Below are 17,294 nucleotides of genomic sequence, written 5' to 3'. Positions count from 1 at the left end.
CTTTCCCGTTGCACGCGCCATTCCTGAGATTCCTGTCCGGTACCTCGCGCCTGCTCTGGGATCCTTTCCAAGGAAACCAACGTGCATATTCCTTCAGGCAACGCCCTGGACAACCCTGGCATCAACACCCCTTCAACAGCCGAGGGCCCCTTCGCCTACGGCTACACGCCCGCCGTCGCCCGCCATTTCGCCGCGCACCCCAACCCCGAGGCCACCGGCACCGGCCGGGTGGTGCGCGTGGACCGAACGCTGCTTCTGGTGGCCGTCGCTGACGGGCTGCTCCACCTGCCCTACCCGCTCACCGGCGACCAGCCCGTTACCGGTGACTGGGTCTGGATCGGCCCCAACCGCGCCGGCGGGCGGCAGATCCTGGCCATCGTGCCCCGCCGGTCCGAGCTCAGCCGCAAACGTGCCTTCGAGGACTCGTCCGCCGAGCAGGTCCTGGCCGCCAACATGGACACCGTCGGCGTGGTGGTGCCTGTGGACCGGCCGCTCACCCACAACCGGCTGGAACGGACCCTGGTGGCGGTATGGGACTCGGGCGCCACTCCCCTGGTGATCATCACCAAGGCTGACCTTGCGCAGGTGGCGGACGACGTCGTCGGGAAGGTGGTCCTTCAGGCGGCAGGCGTGGACGTGGTGACCACCTCAGCCGAAAACGGCGACGGCATCGACGAACTGATGGGCCGTATTCCTGCCGGAGGCACCATTGTGCTCCTGGGGCCGTCCGGAGCCGGCAAGTCCACCTTGATCAACGCCCTGGCGGGGCAGGAAGTCCAAGAGACCGGTGCGGTGAGGTCCGGTGATTTCAAGGGCAAGCACACCACCACCGCGCGCGAACTGGTGCCGCTGTCCAACGGCACGGTGCTGATGGACACACCCGGCGTGCGCGGTTTCGGGCTGTTCGACGCCGGCGAAGGCCTGGGCGGGATGTTCGGCGACGTGGAGGAACTGGCCGCGGGCTGCCGGTTTGCGGACTGCGCGCACGGAACTGAGCCCGGCTGCGCAGTCCGGGAAGCCATAGACGGGGGCTTCCTGGAGGAGCGGCGCTGGAATTCGTACCTGAAGATGCAGCGTGAACTCGCAGCCCTGGCCCGCCGCTCCGACGCTGCTGCCCAGCGCGCTTACCACCGGGAATGGCAGCAGAAGGTGGTCTCCGCGGGAAAGTCGCAGCGCTCCGCTGAGCGCGAGGCCTTCGAACGCGGCAGCCGGAACGCCGGGAAAGGCCGGAACCGGAAGCGGTAGCGGCCCTTGGCTCCGACGCAGGGGTCCTGGTGGGGCATTCGGGAGGTGGCACCATCATCCACGGTGCCGTTGACGCACGGCCGGACAAGGTGGAGCGCGCCGTCTACGTGGACAGCGGCCCCCTGGGCGAAGGGGGTGTGATCAATGACGAACTGCCCGCCGAGGGTGACGACATTCCCCGTCCGCCCTGGGAAAGCTTCGACGACGCCGACCTGCCCACCGGCCACTGGCCGCAATTCACCAAGCCGGCGGAACTGGCACGGGCCATCCTGGCAGCAGTTGACCGGTCAGGTATGGACTGAATCGGCGTAACCCTTGCGCACGACGCATCCGCCTCCCCATAATAAATGAATGTCATTCATTTATTCGACCGCCGTTGGGGCCGCCGCCGCCCCCAACCACGTTTCCCCCTCCGCCGCCGGGATGCCCGCCGAATGGGAGGCCCACCAGCGCACCTGGATGGCATTTCCGCCACCCAACGAAACATTCGGTCCAACAGGCAGCCCAACCCTTGACCGCGCCCGCGCCGCGTGGACCAGGGTGGCACAGGCCATCGCCAGGTGCGAGCCGGTCACAGTGGTGGCCGATCCCCGGGACGCCACCGCCGCAAGGGAATGGCTTGGCACGGGCATCGACGTCGTGGAGGTCCCCCTCGACGACGCCTGGCTTCGGGACAGCGGGCCTACCTTTGTCCACCAACCGGACGGATCAGTGGCCGCCGTGGACTGGATCTTCAACGGTTGGGGCGCCCAGGAATGGGCGGCCTGGGGCAAGGACGAAGCCGTGGCAAAGGCCGTCGCCGCCACAACCGGTGCCCCCGTCCGGGCAAGTTCGCTGGTCAACGAGGGCGGCGGATTCCACGTGGACGGCGAAGGGACAGTGCTGCTGACCGAGACCGTCCAGCTTGATCCCAGCCGCAACCCCGGCGCCACCAAGGAATCCGTGGAAGCGGAGGTTTCCGCGGCCCTCGGGACCAGCAAAGCCATCTGGCTGCCGCGCGGACTCACGCGCGATTACGACGAATTCGGCACCCGCGGCCATGTGGACATCGTGGCAACCTTCGCTGGACCCGGCACCATCCTGCTTCACCGCCAAGACGACCCCGCACACCCGGATCACGCCGTCTACCTTCAACTGAAGGCGGTCCTTTCCGGCCAAATGGACGCCCAGGGCCGGCCGCTGCGCATCATCGACGTTCCCGCACCCACCACCCTCAAGGACGACGAAGGCTGGGTGGACTGGTCCTACATCAACCACTACGTGGCCAACGACGTGGTGGTGCTGTGCAGCTTCGATGATCCCAACGACGCCATCGCCGCGGGCATCCTCGAGCGCGCGTACCCGGGCCGGACGGTGGAACTGGTGGACGCCCGCGACATCTTCGCCTTCGGCGGCGGCATCCACTGCATCACCCAGCAGCAGCCTGCCCCGAGGGAGGAGGCCGCGTGAAACTGGCCGAGGAGCAAAAGTCCGCGCCCGCAGCCCGCCCATTCAACGTCGTCGAGGCCGGCATCAGCCGGCTGCGTGCGGCGCTCGAGTCCGGCGAGGTCACCAGCGAGGAGCTGGTGGAGCTGTACTTGGAGCGGATCAGAAAGTATGACTCATCAGGCATATGCCTAAATGCCATGGTGGTCATGAATCCGGAGGCGGTGGCCGAAGCTCAGGCGTCCGACCGGCGCCGGGCGGCCGGCTTCACGCTGGGCCCGCTGGACGGCATCCCTTACACGGCCAAGGACAGCTACCAGGTCCGCGGCCTCACCGTGGCCGCCGGCTCCCCGGCGTTCAAGGACCTGGTGGCGCAGTGCGACGCCTTCACCATTGAACGGCTCCGGGCAGGCGGCGCAGTCCTGATCGGGCTTACCAACATGCCTCCCATGGCCAACGGCGGGATGCAGCGCGGGGTCTACGGCCGGGCAGAAAGCCCCTACAACGCAGGCTACCTCACGGCCGCATTCGCGTCAGGTTCGTCCAACGGCTCCGGGACCGCCACCGCCGCCAGTTTCGCGGCGTTCGGCCTCGCGGAAGAAACCTGGTCCTCCGGTCGCGCCCCGGCGTCCAACAACGCCCTCTGCGCCTACACCCCCTCGCGCGGGGTCATCTCCGTCCGCGGAAACTGGCCCTTGGTGCCCACCATGGACGTGGTGGTTCCGCACGCCCGGACCATGGCCGACCTGCTCGAAGTGCTGGACGTCGTGGTGGCGGACGACGCCGAGGCACGCGGGGATTTCTGGCGCGTCCAGCCGTGGGTGCCGGTACCCAAGGCATCAAGTGTCCGCCCGCCGTCGTACGTTGACCTGGCCGTGCCTGACGCTTCCGCAGCGAGCGGCGTCCTCGCGGGCAAGCGGCTGGGTATCCCCCGGATGTACATCAACGCCGATCCCGACGCCGGGACGTCGGACCATCCGGGCATCGGTGGTCCCACGGGGCAGCGGATCAATACCCGGGACTCGGTGCTGGACCTCTGGAACGCAGCCCGGCAGGACCTCGAGGCCGCAGGTGCGGAGGTCATCGAGGTGGACTTCCCCGTGGTGTCCAACTACGAAGGGGACCGGCCGGGCGCACCCACCATCGCCACGCGGGGATTCGTGTCCCCGGAGTATCTGCGGCGGGAGATCGTGGACCTGTCAGCCTGGGCGTGGAATGACTTCCTTGATGCCAACGGTGATCCGCGGCTGAACCGCCTGTCTGACGTGGACGGCTCCGCCATCTTCCCAGCCCCCGAAGGTTCGCTGCCGGACCGCTACGACGGGTTCGATGACGACATCAGCGACTATCCCGCCTGGATCCGGCAACACGGCGTACCGGCGCTGGCCGATATACAGCACCTGCCCCAAGGATTGGCGGGGCTGGAGGAAACCCGCCGTGTCGACCTGGAGGAATGGATGGACCGGCTGGGACTGGATGCCGTGGTGTTCCCGGCAGCTGCCGACGTTGCACCCGCCGATGCCGACAGCAACGAGGCTTCCGCAGACATCGCGTGGCGCAACGGCGTGTGGGTGGCCAACGGAAACCTGGTCCCCCGGCACCTGGGCATCCCCACGGTCACGGTCCCCATGGGAATCGCGGCCGACCTTGCCATGCCCGTAGGCCTGACCATCGCCGGAAAAGCCTACAGCGACACGGACCTGCTCCGGCTGGCTGCAGCCTTCGAAGCCACCGGCAGCCGCCGCGTTCCGCCGCCGCGCACCACGCAGGCAGGAGATACAGGGGCCTCCTGACAGAGCAAGCCCGGAATGGCTATTCTGGTCGCAGTGACTTCCATGCATTCCCTGTGACCTCCCGCCGGCAGTTCTTGTCCTTCCGTACAGGAACGGTGATTCCGTGCGCCCCGGAGGGGAACCCAAACCCGGGTTCCCCTCCTTTCCGCACCCTTATCGGAACCACCCCACGGAGCCCCCATGGAACCCACTACCCCAAGCCTCACACCTGACTGCACCCAGTGCTTTGCACTGTGTTGCACCGCCTTCGGATTCACCCGCTCCGCGGACTTTGCCATCGACAAGCCGCCGGCCACCCCGTGCCCCAACCTGGCAGGCGACTTCTCCTGCACCATCCACCGCAGCCTGCGCGCCCGCGGGTTCGCCGGCTGCACTGCCTTTGACTGCTTTGGCGCGGGCCAGGCAGTCAGCCAGCGGCTTTTCGAGGGGACCAGCTGGCGCGACGACCCACGGTCGGCCAAGGACATGTTTGCCGCCTTCAAGGTCCTGCGGCAGCTCCACGAAATGCTCTGGCAACTTGACCGGGCGGAGTCGATTGCATACAGCCCGGAGACTGCACGGGAGGCGGGACAGGCGCACAACCTCGTGCAGGGAATCGCCGGGGGAAGCCTCGAAATGGTCCTTGCAGCCGACGTCGGGTCCCTCCATGAGAGTGTTGGCGCGGTTCTGCGGGAGGTCAGCGAGGAAGTCCGCGCGGGTTACTTCGACCCCGATCCGCGCGTGCGCCGCCTGGCTCCCGGTGCCGATCTGGCAGGCGCCGACCTCCGCGGTTGGCGGCTGTGTGGTGCGGACCTGCGCCGAGCGTGCCTGATCGCCGCCGACCTGCGCGGTACGGACCTGACGGCTGTGGACCTGCTGGGCGCCGACCTGCGGGATGCGAGGCTGGACGACGCCGACCTGGCGGAAGCGCTGTTCCTCACCCAGGCTCAGGTTGCCGCGGCGCGGGGCAGCGCGTCCACCAATCTCCCGTCGGGCCTCGGACGGCCCGGACACTGGCGGGCCGCCGCCCGTACAGCGGAAGTGCCTTGACAGCCCACTTTGTTAGCGCTGACAGTGGGATGACCCCAACACCAAGCGAAAGCCACTCAATGAAGAACTGGGCAGGAAACCTCGAATACTCCTCCGCCGATGTCCGGCGGCCGGAATCGGTCAGCGAACTGGCTGCCATCGTCGCCGGATCGACGCGGGTCAAGGCCTTGGGGTCACGGCACTCCTTCAACAGCGTCGGCGACACGGACGGTGTACACGTCCTCCTCGATGCCCTCCCCCAGCAGGTCGAGGTGGATTCGAACCGTTCAACGGTCCGGGTCAGCGGCGGGGTGAGCTACGGGGCCCTGTGCCGGAAGCTCGAAGAGGCAGGCGTTGCCATCCACAACCTGGCATCACTGCCCCACATTTCGGTAGCCGGCGCGGTGCAGACCGGCACGCATGGTTCCGGCGTCAACAACCCCGCACTGGCCGGCGCCGTGGAATCGATTGACTTGGTTCGGGCCTCTGGCGAGCAGGTCACGCTGTCCCGGAAGGACGGGGACGATTTCCTGGCCAGCGTGGTGGGCATCGGCGCCCTCGGCGTCGTCACCGGGCTGGAACTGGCGGTACGGCCAAGTTTCAGCATGCGCCAGCGCGTCCTGGAAGACCTTCCATGGGATGCCGCGCTGGAGGACTTCACCGCCATCGTGTCCAGCGCCTACAGCGTCAGCCTCTTTACGGACTATGCCGGTGACACCGTCAACCAGGTCTGGCTCAAAGCCCTTGCCGGGGAAGAGCCACTGGCCAACCTGTACGGTGCCACACCGGCCGAGCGCCCGCGCCATCCGCTGCCGGACATGTCAGCCGAGAACTGCACCCTCCAGCTGGACCAGCCCGGGCCCTGGCTGGACCGGCTGCCGCATTTCCGCCATGAATTCACGCCGAGCAACGGGGACGAGCTGCAGAGTGAGTTCATCCTGCCCATCGGGCAGGCCCCCGCGGCCCTCCAGGCGGTCCGGGCCCTCGCGGACGAGCTCGCGCCCCTGCTCTTCGTCTCGGAGATCCGCACCGGCGCCGCCGATGAGTTTTGGCTCAGCCCGTTCTTCCGGCAGCAGAGCGTGGCCTTGCACTTCACCTGGAAGCCGATGCAACCCGAGGTAGAGGGATTCCTTCCGGTCCTTGAAGAAGCCCTGCGGCCCTTCGGGGCGAGGCCGCACTGGGGGAAGCTGTTTACCGCGGACGGTTACGACTGGGAGAAGTTGTATCCGCGCTTCGCAGACTTCCGCGCCTTCGCCGCCGGGCACGATCCGGAGGGCAAATTCCGGAATGGGCTGCTGGACGGCATCCTGGGGGTTCCCGCCCGCCGGTAGGCTGGAACCATGATCCGCCGCCACGCAGCCCTCACCGCCGTCCTGTCCGCAGCTTTATTGTTGACCGGATGCGGCGCGGCAGGGGACGCGGCCGGCAACGCGGCCAGCGCCGCCGCTTCCCAGGCCGCCTCCGCCGTTGCCCAGGAGGTCACCAAGCAGATCTGCGCCAGGGTCCAGGACGGACTTGTCAGCGTGGACGATAAAAAGGCGCTGGCAGGGTTGGTGTCCGCGGCCCGGGAGGCCGGGGTCCCTGCGGAAATCACGACGCCGCTGGGCGAGGTGGCTGCATCCGGGGACCAGGTGCCGGCGGACTCGGTCAAGGCCCTCAAGGACGCCTGCCCGGCCTGACCGGCACGAGGGTTCCGCGGGACGTTCGGCACGCTCCCCGCGTGTGATCAGTTCTGCCGGGGCTGGTCCCAGCCGCGCATCCCGCCAGCTCGGCTGGCCTGGCCGCGGTGCCCCGCACGGTGTTCGGGCGGGGCGAAGGGAACCACTCCGGAGTCGTGGCCGGGCGGTACGGCGTGGACGAACTTTGTCAGCTCCTCGCGGAGGGCCTTCCACGAAATATCGGAGTCGTGCGGGTAGGCGTTGACCTCCGCTTCCCGTGCGGCTTCGACCGCGGCACTGCCCGCATCGGTCAACTCAACTTTGAATTGCCGGCGGTCCGTGACCTGGCGGGTCCGGGTAATCAGGCCGGCCGCTTCGAGCCGCAGGAGGACCCGGCCCAGCGTCTGGCTCTGGACCCTGATTTCCTCGGCAAGTTGTTCCTGGTTCAGCGGACCCTCCGTCAACCCCTCCAAGGCAATGACGGCGGCACGGGTGAGGCCAAGGTGGGCCAGGGCATCGTCCTGGCGCCGCTGGATCAGGCGCGCCGCCAAGGCGATCAGGCGGTAACTGCTCCGGGCATCAGGATCGAGGTTGCTGGTCATCGGGCCGCGGCCTTCCTGCAGGTGGCAAGGTGCTGGTCACCCCGCGTCGCTACCCTCCTACAATAAGCATGCTTAGCAACATATTCGCAAGTAGACTTATTATTTGGCCGAGACGGACCGGCAAAGGGTTATCTTTTGCCCTTTTTCCGCGATCCCCTGCCGCGGCCTTTGTCCGGGTTGGGAGCATAGCGCTGGGCTACTTTGGGAGCCTTCTTGGTACCGGTTCCCCGCCGGTCCGGCTTGGGGTCCTTCTTTTCCTTGACCGGCTGGGCGGAGGGCTGCCGCGAACTGTGGGCAGTGCGCCCGCGGACGATGCCGATGAACTCCTCAAGGACCTCGTCCGTGGCATCGACGGGCCAGGCCAGCGCGATTTCCGTCCCGTCCAGCCCGGTCAGCCGCCGCGCCACCGTGTCTTTGACGTTGAAGTGGCGCGCCACCGGCATGGGGAGGATCACCAGCCCGGCGCCGGCGGCAACCACCTGGAGCGCCGCCTCCGGTCCACCCAGTGCGGCCACATCCAGGATCGATTCCTGTTCCAGGTCGCCGAGCGCCACGTCCTCGAAGACGGAGATCTCATGGCCCTTGGGGGCCACCACCACGGGCTGCTCCTCATACAGCGGGATGACACTGAGGCCGGTCCGGTCCACCGGAAGCCGAACGAAGGACATGTCCGCCCTGCCGTCGCGAAGCACCTCAATCTGGTCGCCGTCGTCCACCATGGATGCGCGCAACGGAATATCCTTCATCCGCTCCTCCCACCGGCGGATCCACTTACCGGGCGTCACTCCTGCCACGTAGGAGATGCGTAGCATCCGCGGCTCTTCGCCGGCAACGGCATCCGGGGCGTCAGGGGCAGGGGTATTGTCGGCGGGCACGTCTTCACAGTACCCGCCGCCCGGATACCCTTGAAGCATGACCTCTGCAAACTCCCAGTCCATGAAGCCGGCCACCGTTGCCAAGAAACTTGGCATCTACCTGCCTGCCGCACCGCAGGAGTTCCAGGATTCAACCATCACCCGCGAGGAGTTCGCCGAGCTCCAGGCCAACCCGCCGGAGTGGCTCGCCGAGCTCCGCCGCAACGGCCCGCACCCCCGCCCGGTGGTGGCACAGAAGCTGAACGTGTCCATCAGCGGCCTGGCCCGCGGCGGCGTGGAGGAAGCGCTTACGACGGCGGAAATCACCGCCCTGCTGCAGGCACCGCCGCAATGGCTGGTCACCGAGCGTTCCACGCACGCAGCCGTCCGCGCCGAAGCCCAGCGGGTCAAGGAAGAGGCTGCGAAGAAGCAGGCCAAGAAGGACCGCGCGAAGGCGGAGTAGCCCTCAGTCCTGGTGGATCTGGATGTAGTTGCCGCAGCCGTCGTCGAACACGGCACTGGTGCCGAACGGATCCGTGGTGGGCGGCGTCTTGAAGCTGACGCCTGCCGCCGTCAGCCGTTCGAATTCGGCCTGGACGTCCGGGACGCCGAAGACGATGGCGGGCAGGCCCGCTTCACGCACGGCGTTCATGTAGTCCGCGCCGATCGGGTTGTCGCTGGGCTCCAGGAGCAACCCCGTGGAACTGCCATCCGCGCCGGGGTCCTTGATGATGTAGAGATTGTACTCAGGCATGGCCATGAGTGTGTCGAAGCCCAGGGTCCCCGTGTAGAAGGCATGGGCCGCTGCGGGATCCTGGACATGGATGCTGCACATTTTGATACGCATGGGTCCACGCTACCCACGTCCAGAGGCTTTGCAGTACCCCCTTTGGCTCTTCCCTGACGCCATTGACGCAGTGCCCGGAAGAGGATGCAATGGAATGACCAGCCCGGGCGTTCCGGCCGGGGCCCGCGGGCGCTGGAGGTGCAAAATGTCAGCCATGGCCGAATTCCTGTTCCAGGGACTGCATCAAGGCGCATGGGCGGTCCTGTTGTGCGGTCCGGTCCTGGTTGCCAGCGTGGCCACCACAGTTTTTGCCGTGCGACGCCGGGCGCTGGGAGCCAGGGGTCGCGCCGCGGAGGTGCCGGACCAGCTGTTCTGGGACCTCTTCCTGGGCTCGTGCGTTGCACTTCCGGCCTTGATCATCCCTGCGATGGTGTCCCCCTGGTCCGGTCTTGTCATGGCGGGCGCGGCTGTGGCCGCGGGAATTGCCGCCCACCACGCCACCCCCCGGTACCTGGCCTGGCATGCGGGCCGCCGCGAGCACCACCGGCAGCTCTCTGCCCATCAGGCCGCCGCGACGCGGCACGACGAGCTTTTGCTCCGCTGGCGCCGCTATGAGCTCGATCCGGCCAGCATCATTGACTACCCTGCCTTGACAGATGTGCGCCTGCCGGAGACCTCCGCCCTGATCAAGGCGATGCGCACGGCGGACCAGCTGCGCACTGCCGCGCACGCCACGTACCCGGACGCCGTCGGAAGCCTGGCGGCAACCCTGGCGGCGGCCGAACGGGCGGCGGGAATTCCGTCCCGCCGGCCGGCCGAACAGGCCGGCCGACATTAACTGCTGTGTCGGGGGCGGTGGATCGGGCCGCCGCACCGGCGATAGCATCCGAAGATGAAGCCTGAGGAAGTGCCGGTCCATGACAAGTTCGGCCGGCTGTTGGAGGACCGCGGAGTCTGGCGCCAAGCCACCACCCTGGAGGCCGCCGGGGAACTGACGGCCCGGTGGCTGGAGGGCGGGAGTTCTTACCAGCCCGGACACTTTGCCCCTGGCTCCGACGACGAGACCGGGCCCATTGCCGGAGCGTTGGCCGAGTTGAACCGGCACGGGCTGTTCACCAAGGAATCCCAACCGGGCATCCGGGACGGCGCGGCGGCGCAACGCGAATACGTCACGGGCTTCTGCAGTGCCGAAACCGCCGGAGAACTGCTGGCCCTGTCCACCCGCACCGAGCTGGTGACCGTGGCGCATGCACCGGGCGAGGCCAGCAGCGCAGCCATCCCGGTGACGCTTGCCGGATCGGAAGTGACCACGGTGCTGGGGTCCAGCGAAAACCCGGTGGAGGAGGAGCAGATCCGGGACTGGGCCGTGGAAACCAACGATTCCCTGGCCCTGCTCCTCGCGGACGCCTGGTACGTGGAAATCCTGGATCCGCTGTGGGGCCGCAATGACGTGCTGCTGCCGGCAGTCTTGCAGGCATTGAAAAGGGCGGAGCAGCCGTAGCCGCTCCGCCCCCCGGTACTGCTAAAGTTCCACAGTTCCGTTCTCGCCAACGCTCATCCGGCTGTTGGTGACCTTCGACTTCACCCACTGCAGCACGGTGGCCGCCGTGCCACCGGGGCTGGTCCAGTACTCCGCGGATTCCGATTCGACACGGAGCAGGCACACTTCGGGGGTGTCCGGACCATCAGGGAACCACGCTTCGACCACCTGGTTCCACATGTCGTGGATCTTGGCCCGGTCCGTGACCACCTCGGCGGTTCCGGCAACAGAAACCCATTCGGTGTTCTTGCCAAAGGCGACGTTGACGCGCGGATCGGCCCGGACGTGCGCCACCTGCGAGGTGCCCAGGCCGGTGAAGAACCACATATCGCCGTCGTCCATGACCTCCTGGACTGCCAGTGGCCGGCTGACGAGGGCGCCTTCTTCGTTGATGGTGGTGACCATCCCGATCTTGGCATCGTTGATGATCTCAGTAACCTTGCTGATGCTCTGCGCGTCAGTCATGCCTCACCTCGTTCGTCTGAAGTCGGGGACGCTCCCCGCCGCCAGCCTATTAGTAAGCATGCTTATTTACCAGCCGGCAGCGACCGGCACCTTTGCCACCTCGGCGATGCGCGCCGCGGTCAGGCGGCCCATCCGGACAGCACCGTCGACGTGCTGGTAGCCTTCCGCAGCCAGGTCGGACGAGGACCAGTAGATGGGACCCACAGGTGCCAGCTGGTCCTTGCCGTAGCGGTGCAGGCCGCCCAGGTCGTAGCTGGCAGCGTAGGCGCCCCGGGTCCATTCCTCCGAACCCCAGTCGGATTCGTAGTAGACCTCCGGAGCCAGGGCTTCGTCACCAAGGAAGCCGGCAATGGATTCCAGGATGGCCTTCTTCCGGGCGTCGGCGCTGAGTTCAAAGACGGCGTCCGCCTTCTCATCCGAGACGAAGCCCACCAGGGTGCCGCGGGAATCTCCGTGGTTGGTGTTGTCGTAGACCTCCTGCACCAGGGCATCCGCGCCAAAGCCGGTACCGGAAAGTCCCTTGTCCCGCCAGAAGGGAGTGGCGTAGACGGCATGGACCTTGATGACCAGGCCCAGGGACTGGTGCTGGTGCATCTGGTGCTGGCGTCGCGGCAACGGCGGGTTGAACGAGACTCGGGAGTAGAGGTTGGGCGGCACGGCCATGACCACAAAGCGGGCATTGACGGTGGCGCAGTCAGACTCGACGGCGACCCGATAACCGCCGTTGGCATCCTGCTCCCAGTTAATGGTGCGCACCGGGGAGTCCAGGACGACGTCGTCGCCCAGTTCCTGCGCCTGGAGCAGCGAAACCTGCTGCATCCCGCCCACCACCCGCCGGTCCAGGATGAAGTCCTCGTCTGTCAGGTGGGTGAACGAGCCGGCGGAGGCGGCCATCAGGACCGCCTGCAGGGCGGAGAAGGCGTGGGCCGGCTTGGTGAGCATGCCGCCTGCGATGAAGAGGCCGATGTTCTTGCAGGCTTCCTCGTTGGCCGAGTGTTGCCGCAGCCAGTGATGGAAGGAGATGGTGTCCAGTTCGCGGGCTTTCGGGTGGGCCCACGGCTCCGTGGCGCCAATCTCGGCAGCCAGTCCGTCCAGGAGGGCCACCAAGCGGTCCATTTCGACGGCGGTGTCCGCGTCCACGGGGAAGGAGTCGCCGGTGTACCGCACGGGAGTGCCGTCCGCACCGATGTAGATGGACTCGCCGTCGCGGTAGCGCGGGTAGGTCTCCAGGTTCAGTTCCCGGAGGAGTTCCAGGAGGGCGGTCTGGTCCGGGGAAACCCACTGGCCGCCAATCTCGAGCATGGCGCCGTCCACGGTGTCCGTCCAGGTGCGGCCGCCCACGCGGTCGCGGGCCTCCAGTACGGCAACGGTGAGGCCCGCCTTCTTCAGTTCACGGGCGGCGGTGAGTCCGGACGGCCCGGCTCCAACGACCACGACGTCGCGGTTCAGGTTCAGCATGATGTCCTCTCTTCGGCTTCCTTAGTGACGGAAACCACTAAATGAATGGCATTCATTTAGTAGAACTATAACCGGTGGCATCCGGGAGCGGAAGTCCCGGATGGAATAATGCTGGAGACCACCGACGAAAGGGCAGGAATGCCGGCACTATCAGCCGCACAGGGACGCGCCGCCACCAGCGGGGGCGCGCAGAGGAGGCGGGCGGGCAGGCCGTCGGCGGCGGTTCTGGACAAAGCGGGGATCACCTCGGCGGCGCTGAAGCTGGTCAGCCGCAAGGGCTATGACGGACTGACCATGGCCGCCCTCGCGAAGATGCTCGACGTTGCGCCGTCCGCCCTTTACAACCACGTGGCGTCCAAGCACGACGTGCTGCTCCTGGTGGAGGACCATCTGATGTCCTTGGTGGATGTCTCCGGATTTGGCCACGGCAGCTGGGAAGACGCCGTGCGCACCTGGGCCTGGAGCTACCGGGATGTCTTTGCCGAACACACCCCGCTGATTCCCGTCATCGCTGTCCTGCCTGTAACCGATGCCCCGCAGACCCTCGCCATGTACGAGACCGTCAGCAAGGGATTTTCCGACGCCGGGTTCCCCCAGGACCGGATCGTGCCATCCATAGTGGCACTGGAGTCCTTTATCTTCGGCTCCGCCTACGACGTCACTGCCCCCGAGGACATTTTCGACGCCGGTTCCATGGCGGAATCCACGCCCTATTTCACGGCCGCCGTGCGACATTCCGCATCAGGGCAGGAGGCCTCGGCCGGGCAGGAACGCGGCCGCCCGGCCGACACCGCCTTCCGCCTCGGACTCGAGGCGCTGATTGCAGGCTTCGGCGCAATCAGGAAATAACGGGCACTTGCGGACTCAGACTGTGTGATCCACCGTCACCACGATCTTGCCCCGGGTATGCCCCTCCATGTTGAGCCGGAATGCATCCGCGGCCCGGGCCAGGGGAAACACCTCGGCAACCTCCACCCGCATCTTCCTGTCGTCCACCAGGTCAGCCAGTTCCTGAAGCTGGGCGCCAACAGGACTGACCCACATCCAGGTTCCGCCATGCTCTTCAACGTCGCTGTCGGCGATAGAAGCATGCCGTCCGCCTTCGGCAAGCACGGCGAGGGTGGCCGCCAGGTTGCCGCCGACAAAATCGGCAACCACCTCCACTCCATCAGGACGGAGGGACCGGACCCGGTCGGCAAGACCCTCACCATACGTGACGGGGTGCGCGCCCAGGGAGCGGAGGAAATCGTGATTCTTTTCCGACGCCGTCGCAATCACCTCGGCGCCCAGTGCCACCGCAATCTGGATGCCCAGGGATCCCACTCCGCCGGCGCCGCCGTGGATCAGTACGGTCTCGCCTGAGCCGAGGCCGAGGCGCTTTAGCACCTGGTAGGCAGTCAAGCCCGCCAGCGGAAGGCCTGCGGACCCGTTCCAGTCAAGGGTGGCGGGCTTCCGCGCCAGGAGCCTTTCGGGCAACGCAATGTATTCGGCGAAGCTGCCGCCGTGGACGTAGTCCTTGCGCCCGTAGGCGATTACTTCGTCGCCGGGCTTGAACTGCGGGGAATCGATGCCCACCGACTCCACCACGCCGGCAACATCCCATCCCGGGATCGCCGGAAACTGCAGGTCCATGGCCGCATCCAGGTAACCCGCCATGATCTTCCAGTCCACCGGATTGACTGCAGCCGCCTTCACCTTGACCAGGACCATCCCCGGGCCCACCTTCGGCATGGGCTGCTCGGTGAGCTCGAGGACGTCGGGGCTGCCGTATTCGCTGTAAGTAATTGCCTTCATGCCTGGGTCAACAGCATCCCGGCCCGGCACTATTCCTGCGGCAGCGCCGGAGTGGGTTGCCCCACAGAACGGCAAACTTGTAATACAAGTTATCTACTCCGGCGCGTAATCTTGACCCATGAGCCGGAACCTCACCGCGGATCTCGCCGCTGACCTTCGAAACCGCATCGTCGACGGCGTCATCCAGCCGGGCGAGAAGCTGCCCAGCGAGAACACGCTCATCAATGATTTCGGCGTCAGCCGCACGGTGGTCCGGGCAGCCCTGACACGGCTGCAGGCCGAGGGACTCGTTGAAACCGAACGCGGACGCGGCAGTTTCGCCCTCACGCCGCCCTCGGACGCGCCGCCGGCCATGCCGGGTGGACGTCCGGTGGCCAGCACCGAGGACAGGCTCCACCTGCTGGAATTCCGCATGGGCGTGGAGGCGGAGGCCGCGGCATTGGCAGCCCGCAACCGCACCGACAGGCAGTTGCGGGCCGTCGGCACGGCATTGGAAGCCTTTACCGAAAGCTCGGGCCACCCTGCCCACGCCATGAAGTCGGACTTCGAATTCCACCGTGCCGTGGCTGCGGCCTCGTGCAACCCCTATTACTCCGACTGCCTGGCAGCACTGGGGCAGACCATGATCGCGATGCCGCGCACCCGCCTGATGACCGGCGTCGAGCATTATGCCCGGGACCATTTCGACCAGGTGGTACTGGAGCACCGCTCCATCCTGGAGGCCATTGCCGATGGTGACGAGGCGGCCGCGGCAGCTGCCATGCGGAGCCACCTGGCCAATTCACGACGCCGGTTCAAGGCGTCCGCGCGCCCGGCCACCCCGCAGGTCGCTTCGCCGTCGGATTCCTAAGCTTGTTCGCGCATCCGCTCTTTATAGGGACGGATCCGCGAACGGGCCCATGACTGGCCGGGAACACAAAAGAGCCCCGGTCCAAGACCGGGGCTCTTCCATTTGCGTGCGCGAGGGGGGATTTGAACCCCCACGCCCTTTCGGACACTGGCACCTGAAGCCAGCGCGTCTGCCGTTCCGCCACTCGCGCGCAACTTCTTCCATTCGGTCGGCCCGGATTTCCGTTCCTGCACCTCGTAAAAGCAGCGAGATCAAGCATAACGGACACATGCGGCAAATTACCAATTGGCTGCCAGGCAGCCGCCTCCGTCACCCCCGGACCCGGTTGGCGGCAGCGCAAAACCTGCGTAGGAACGGGCCGGGGAGGCCGCCGAGAGCCGGGCCGGCGGCACCGATGCCCGGTTGCGAAGACGAACTTTTGCCGGCGCCCGGCCGTTGTGGATTAAGGTCATTCACAGGGCTGGCCAGTAGTATCGGATACAGGAGCGGCTGCCGTCGGCGGCCACCCCTCAATGCACTGCACTGCACTGCAGGTGCTGGTCAGGAACAACCGTTGCCCCGGAACCGGGGAGAAAGGAGAAGAACCATGGGTCTGCTGGACAGGGTCGAACGCGGCATCGAAAAGGCCGTCCGCGGTGTCTTCTCCACCGGTTCCAAGGCCCAGGTGGAGCCTGTGGAGATTGCTAGCAGGCTCCGCCGCGAAGTGGACCACAAGGCCCTTACCGTAGCTGCCGGCCGCACATTGGTGCCCAATGTTTTCGATGTCCAACTCAGTGACGAGGACTTCCGGCGGGCACAGGAGTGGGGTACTCCCCTCGCCGAGGAACTCTGCGACGTCGTCATCAACCATGTCCGCGGCCAGGACTACATTCTCCAAGGGCCGGTCAGGATTTCCTTTCGCCGGGAGTCCGGGCTTCGGGCCGGTGACTTCGAGATCGCTTCCTCCACCGAGAAATCCCAAGGCTCCCCAACTCCGGCACCCGCCCCGGCGCGGCCCAACGTTCCCGCAGCACCGAGCCGGCAGCCCGCGAGGCTCCAGCCTGTGCTCGATATCGACGGCCAGCGCTATTCGCTGAACGCTCCGTCCATCATCCTGGGCCGGTCCTCCGAGGCAGACATCCATATCGAGGACACGGGGGTCTCGCGCCGCCACCTCGAAATCCGCACGGCCGACGGCGTAACGAATGCGGTGGACCTTGGTTCCACCAATGGCAGCTACGTCAACGGGCAGAGGGTCTCCGGGAGCACCGAACTCACGGACGGCTCCACCATCACGATGGGACGGACAAAGATTATCTTCCGCCTGCTTCCTGCCAGCCCGGGTGGCCGCGCATGAGCGACCTCACCATCACCGCGCTGCGGTTCGGCTTCCTGCTGCTCCTCTGGGTGCTCATCTTCAGCATCGTCTCCGCCATGCGCCGCGACCTCATGGTGGGCCGCAAGGCAGCGGCCGGCGCACCCACGGCACGCCAGGTCCGGCGGAACCCGGAACTGGCCGAACCGCCGCAACAGCCTGTGAAGCAGCAGGCCCGGCAACTGGTGGTCGTGGAAGGCCCGCTCAAGGGCAAGACCCTTCCCCTGGCCGCCAGCCCCATCCTTCTGGGACGCGCCCAGGAAGCCACCCTGGTCCTGGAGGACGATTACGCCTCCGGCCGCCACGCCAGGCTGTTCCCGCAGGGAAGCCGGTGGTTTATCGAAGATCTTGGCTCCACCAATGGAACATACCTGGGAGACCAGCAACTGACCCGCGCCTTGCCGGTTGAGCCAGGGGTACCCGTGAGAATCGGCAAGACGGTCATCGAATTGAGGCCGTAG

At 66.7% G+C, this 17,294-nt stretch carries 19 protein-coding genes, 1 tRNA gene and 1 pseudogene; 14 read left to right on the top strand and 7 right to left on the bottom strand.

What is annotated here, in order from left to right; genetic code table 11:
* Positions 1-81 precede the first annotated feature (81 nt).
* The 7 genes and pseudogenes from rsgA to QRM95_RS04020 all read left to right on the top strand — a co-directional run bounded on the left by rsgA (position 82) and on the right by QRM95_RS04020 (position 7,150).
* Positions 82-1,245 (top strand): ribosome small subunit-dependent GTPase A, encoded by a 1,164-nt coding sequence (gene rsgA, locus QRM95_RS04050; RefSeq protein WP_285246556.1) that lies wholly within the window; start codon positions 82-84, stop codon positions 1,243-1,245.
* Between the two features lie 23 nt (positions 1,246-1,268).
* A pseudogene (locus QRM95_RS04045) lies at positions 1,269-1,547 on the top strand (alpha/beta fold hydrolase); the annotation flags it as partial.
* A gap of 49 nt (positions 1,548-1,596) precedes the next feature.
* Complete coding sequence (locus QRM95_RS04040; protein WP_285246555.1) at positions 1,597-2,694, top strand: agmatine deiminase family protein; 1,098 nt, start codon at positions 1,597-1,599, stop codon at positions 2,692-2,694.
* Positions 2,691-4,463, top strand: coding sequence for an amidase (locus QRM95_RS04035; RefSeq protein ID WP_285246554.1), 1,773 nt, complete (start codon positions 2,691-2,693; stop codon positions 4,461-4,463). Before QRM95_RS04040 ends, QRM95_RS04035 begins: the two co-directional genes overlap by 4 nt.
* A gap of 180 nt (positions 4,464-4,643) precedes the next feature.
* Positions 4,644-5,492: a pentapeptide repeat-containing protein gene (locus QRM95_RS04030; protein WP_285246553.1), complete on the top strand. Its 849-nt coding sequence runs from the start codon at positions 4,644-4,646 to the stop codon at positions 5,490-5,492.
* A gap of 59 nt (positions 5,493-5,551) precedes the next feature.
* Complete coding sequence (locus QRM95_RS04025) at positions 5,552-6,802, top strand: D-arabinono-1,4-lactone oxidase (RefSeq protein ID WP_285246935.1); 1,251 nt, start codon at positions 5,552-5,554, stop codon at positions 6,800-6,802.
* A gap of 9 nt (positions 6,803-6,811) precedes the next feature.
* Positions 6,812-7,150 carry a hypothetical protein gene (locus tag QRM95_RS04020; RefSeq protein ID WP_285246552.1) on the top strand — a complete coding sequence of 113 codons (339 nt, stop codon included), beginning with the start codon at positions 6,812-6,814 and terminating at the stop codon, positions 7,148-7,150.
* A 47-nt stretch (positions 7,151-7,197) separates the two neighbouring features.
* Here the strand turns inward: QRM95_RS04020 and QRM95_RS04015 are convergent, their stop codons facing one another.
* Together QRM95_RS04015 and QRM95_RS04010 are read right to left on the bottom strand one after the other, a co-directional pair.
* Positions 7,198-7,731 carry a MarR family winged helix-turn-helix transcriptional regulator gene (locus tag QRM95_RS04015; protein WP_285246551.1) on the bottom strand — a complete coding sequence of 178 codons (534 nt, stop codon included), beginning with the start codon at positions 7,729-7,731 and terminating at the stop codon, positions 7,198-7,200.
* Positions 7,732-7,859: 128 nt separating this feature from the next.
* Positions 7,860-8,681, bottom strand: coding sequence for a LysR substrate-binding domain-containing protein (locus QRM95_RS04010; protein ID WP_285246550.1), 822 nt, complete (start codon positions 8,679-8,681; stop codon positions 7,860-7,862).
* Between QRM95_RS04010 and QRM95_RS04005 the strand changes: the two genes are divergently transcribed.
* Positions 8,644-9,048, top strand: coding sequence for a DUF5997 family protein (locus tag QRM95_RS04005; protein WP_026265045.1), 405 nt, complete (start codon positions 8,644-8,646; stop codon positions 9,046-9,048). The genes QRM95_RS04010 and QRM95_RS04005 overlap by 38 nt on opposite strands.
* A 3-nt stretch (positions 9,049-9,051) precedes the next feature.
* Here QRM95_RS04005 and QRM95_RS04000 read toward each other — a convergent pair whose 3' ends face one another.
* A complete protein-coding gene (locus QRM95_RS04000; protein WP_285246549.1) occupies positions 9,052-9,432 on the bottom strand; it encodes a VOC family protein in 381 nt (126 codons plus the stop codon).
* A 154-nt stretch (positions 9,433-9,586) separates the two neighbouring features.
* Here QRM95_RS04000 and QRM95_RS03995 point away from each other — a divergent pair, with 154 nt between their 5' ends.
* A complete protein-coding gene (locus QRM95_RS03995) occupies positions 9,587-10,210 on the top strand; it encodes a hypothetical protein (protein ID WP_285246548.1) in 624 nt (207 codons plus the stop codon).
* A 54-nt stretch (positions 10,211-10,264) separates the two neighbouring features.
* Positions 10,265-10,873, top strand: a complete 609-nt coding sequence (locus QRM95_RS03990; RefSeq protein WP_285246547.1) for a DUF6919 domain-containing protein — start codon at positions 10,265-10,267, stop codon at positions 10,871-10,873.
* 21 nt (positions 10,874-10,894) lie between these two features.
* Here the strand turns inward: QRM95_RS03990 and QRM95_RS03985 are convergent, their stop codons facing one another.
* On the bottom strand, positions 10,895-11,377 hold the full coding sequence (locus tag QRM95_RS03985) for a pyridoxamine 5'-phosphate oxidase family protein (protein ID WP_285246546.1): 483 nt from the start codon (positions 11,375-11,377) through the stop codon (positions 10,895-10,897).
* A 66-nt stretch (positions 11,378-11,443) separates the two neighbouring features.
* Positions 11,444-12,835: a flavin monoamine oxidase family protein gene (locus QRM95_RS03980; protein ID WP_285246545.1), complete on the bottom strand. Its 1,392-nt coding sequence runs from the start codon at positions 12,833-12,835 to the stop codon at positions 11,444-11,446.
* Between the two features lie 108 nt (positions 12,836-12,943).
* Here QRM95_RS03980 and QRM95_RS03975 point away from each other — a divergent pair, with 108 nt between their 5' ends.
* Positions 12,944-13,684 (top strand): TetR/AcrR family transcriptional regulator, encoded by a 741-nt coding sequence (locus tag QRM95_RS03975; protein ID WP_285246544.1) that lies wholly within the window; start codon positions 12,944-12,946, stop codon positions 13,682-13,684.
* Between the two features lie 15 nt (positions 13,685-13,699).
* Here the strand turns inward: QRM95_RS03975 and QRM95_RS03970 are convergent, their stop codons facing one another.
* Positions 13,700-14,629 (bottom strand): NADP-dependent oxidoreductase, encoded by a 930-nt coding sequence (locus QRM95_RS03970; protein WP_285246543.1) that lies wholly within the window; start codon positions 14,627-14,629, stop codon positions 13,700-13,702.
* Positions 14,630-14,747: 118 nt separating this feature from the next.
* Between QRM95_RS03970 and QRM95_RS03965 the strand changes: the two genes are divergently transcribed.
* Positions 14,748-15,479 (top strand): FadR/GntR family transcriptional regulator, encoded by a 732-nt coding sequence (locus tag QRM95_RS03965; protein ID WP_285246542.1) that lies wholly within the window; start codon positions 14,748-14,750, stop codon positions 15,477-15,479.
* Positions 15,480-15,586: 107 nt separating this feature from the next.
* Here QRM95_RS03965 and QRM95_RS03960 read toward each other — a convergent pair.
* A tRNA-Leu gene (locus tag QRM95_RS03960) sits at positions 15,587-15,669 on the bottom strand.
* Between the two features lie 396 nt (positions 15,670-16,065).
* Here QRM95_RS03960 and QRM95_RS03955 point away from each other — a divergent pair.
* Both QRM95_RS03955 and QRM95_RS03950 read left to right on the top strand, forming a co-directional pair.
* Positions 16,066-16,815, top strand: coding sequence for an FHA domain-containing protein (locus tag QRM95_RS03955; RefSeq protein WP_285246541.1), 750 nt, complete (start codon positions 16,066-16,068; stop codon positions 16,813-16,815).
* On the top strand, positions 16,812-17,294 hold the full coding sequence (locus tag QRM95_RS03950) for an FHA domain-containing protein FhaB/FipA (protein WP_285243413.1): 483 nt from the start codon (positions 16,812-16,814) through the stop codon (positions 17,292-17,294). The genes QRM95_RS03955 and QRM95_RS03950 overlap by 4 nt, the downstream gene beginning before the upstream one ends.

It is taken from the genome of Pseudarthrobacter sp. efr-133-R2A-89 (genome assembly GCF_030209315.1).
In the GTDB taxonomy this organism is placed as follows: Bacteria; Actinomycetota; Actinomycetes; order Actinomycetales; family Micrococcaceae; genus Arthrobacter.
Note: the sequence above shows the minus strand (reverse complement) of the source record. Positions and strands in the feature narration are given on the sequence as shown.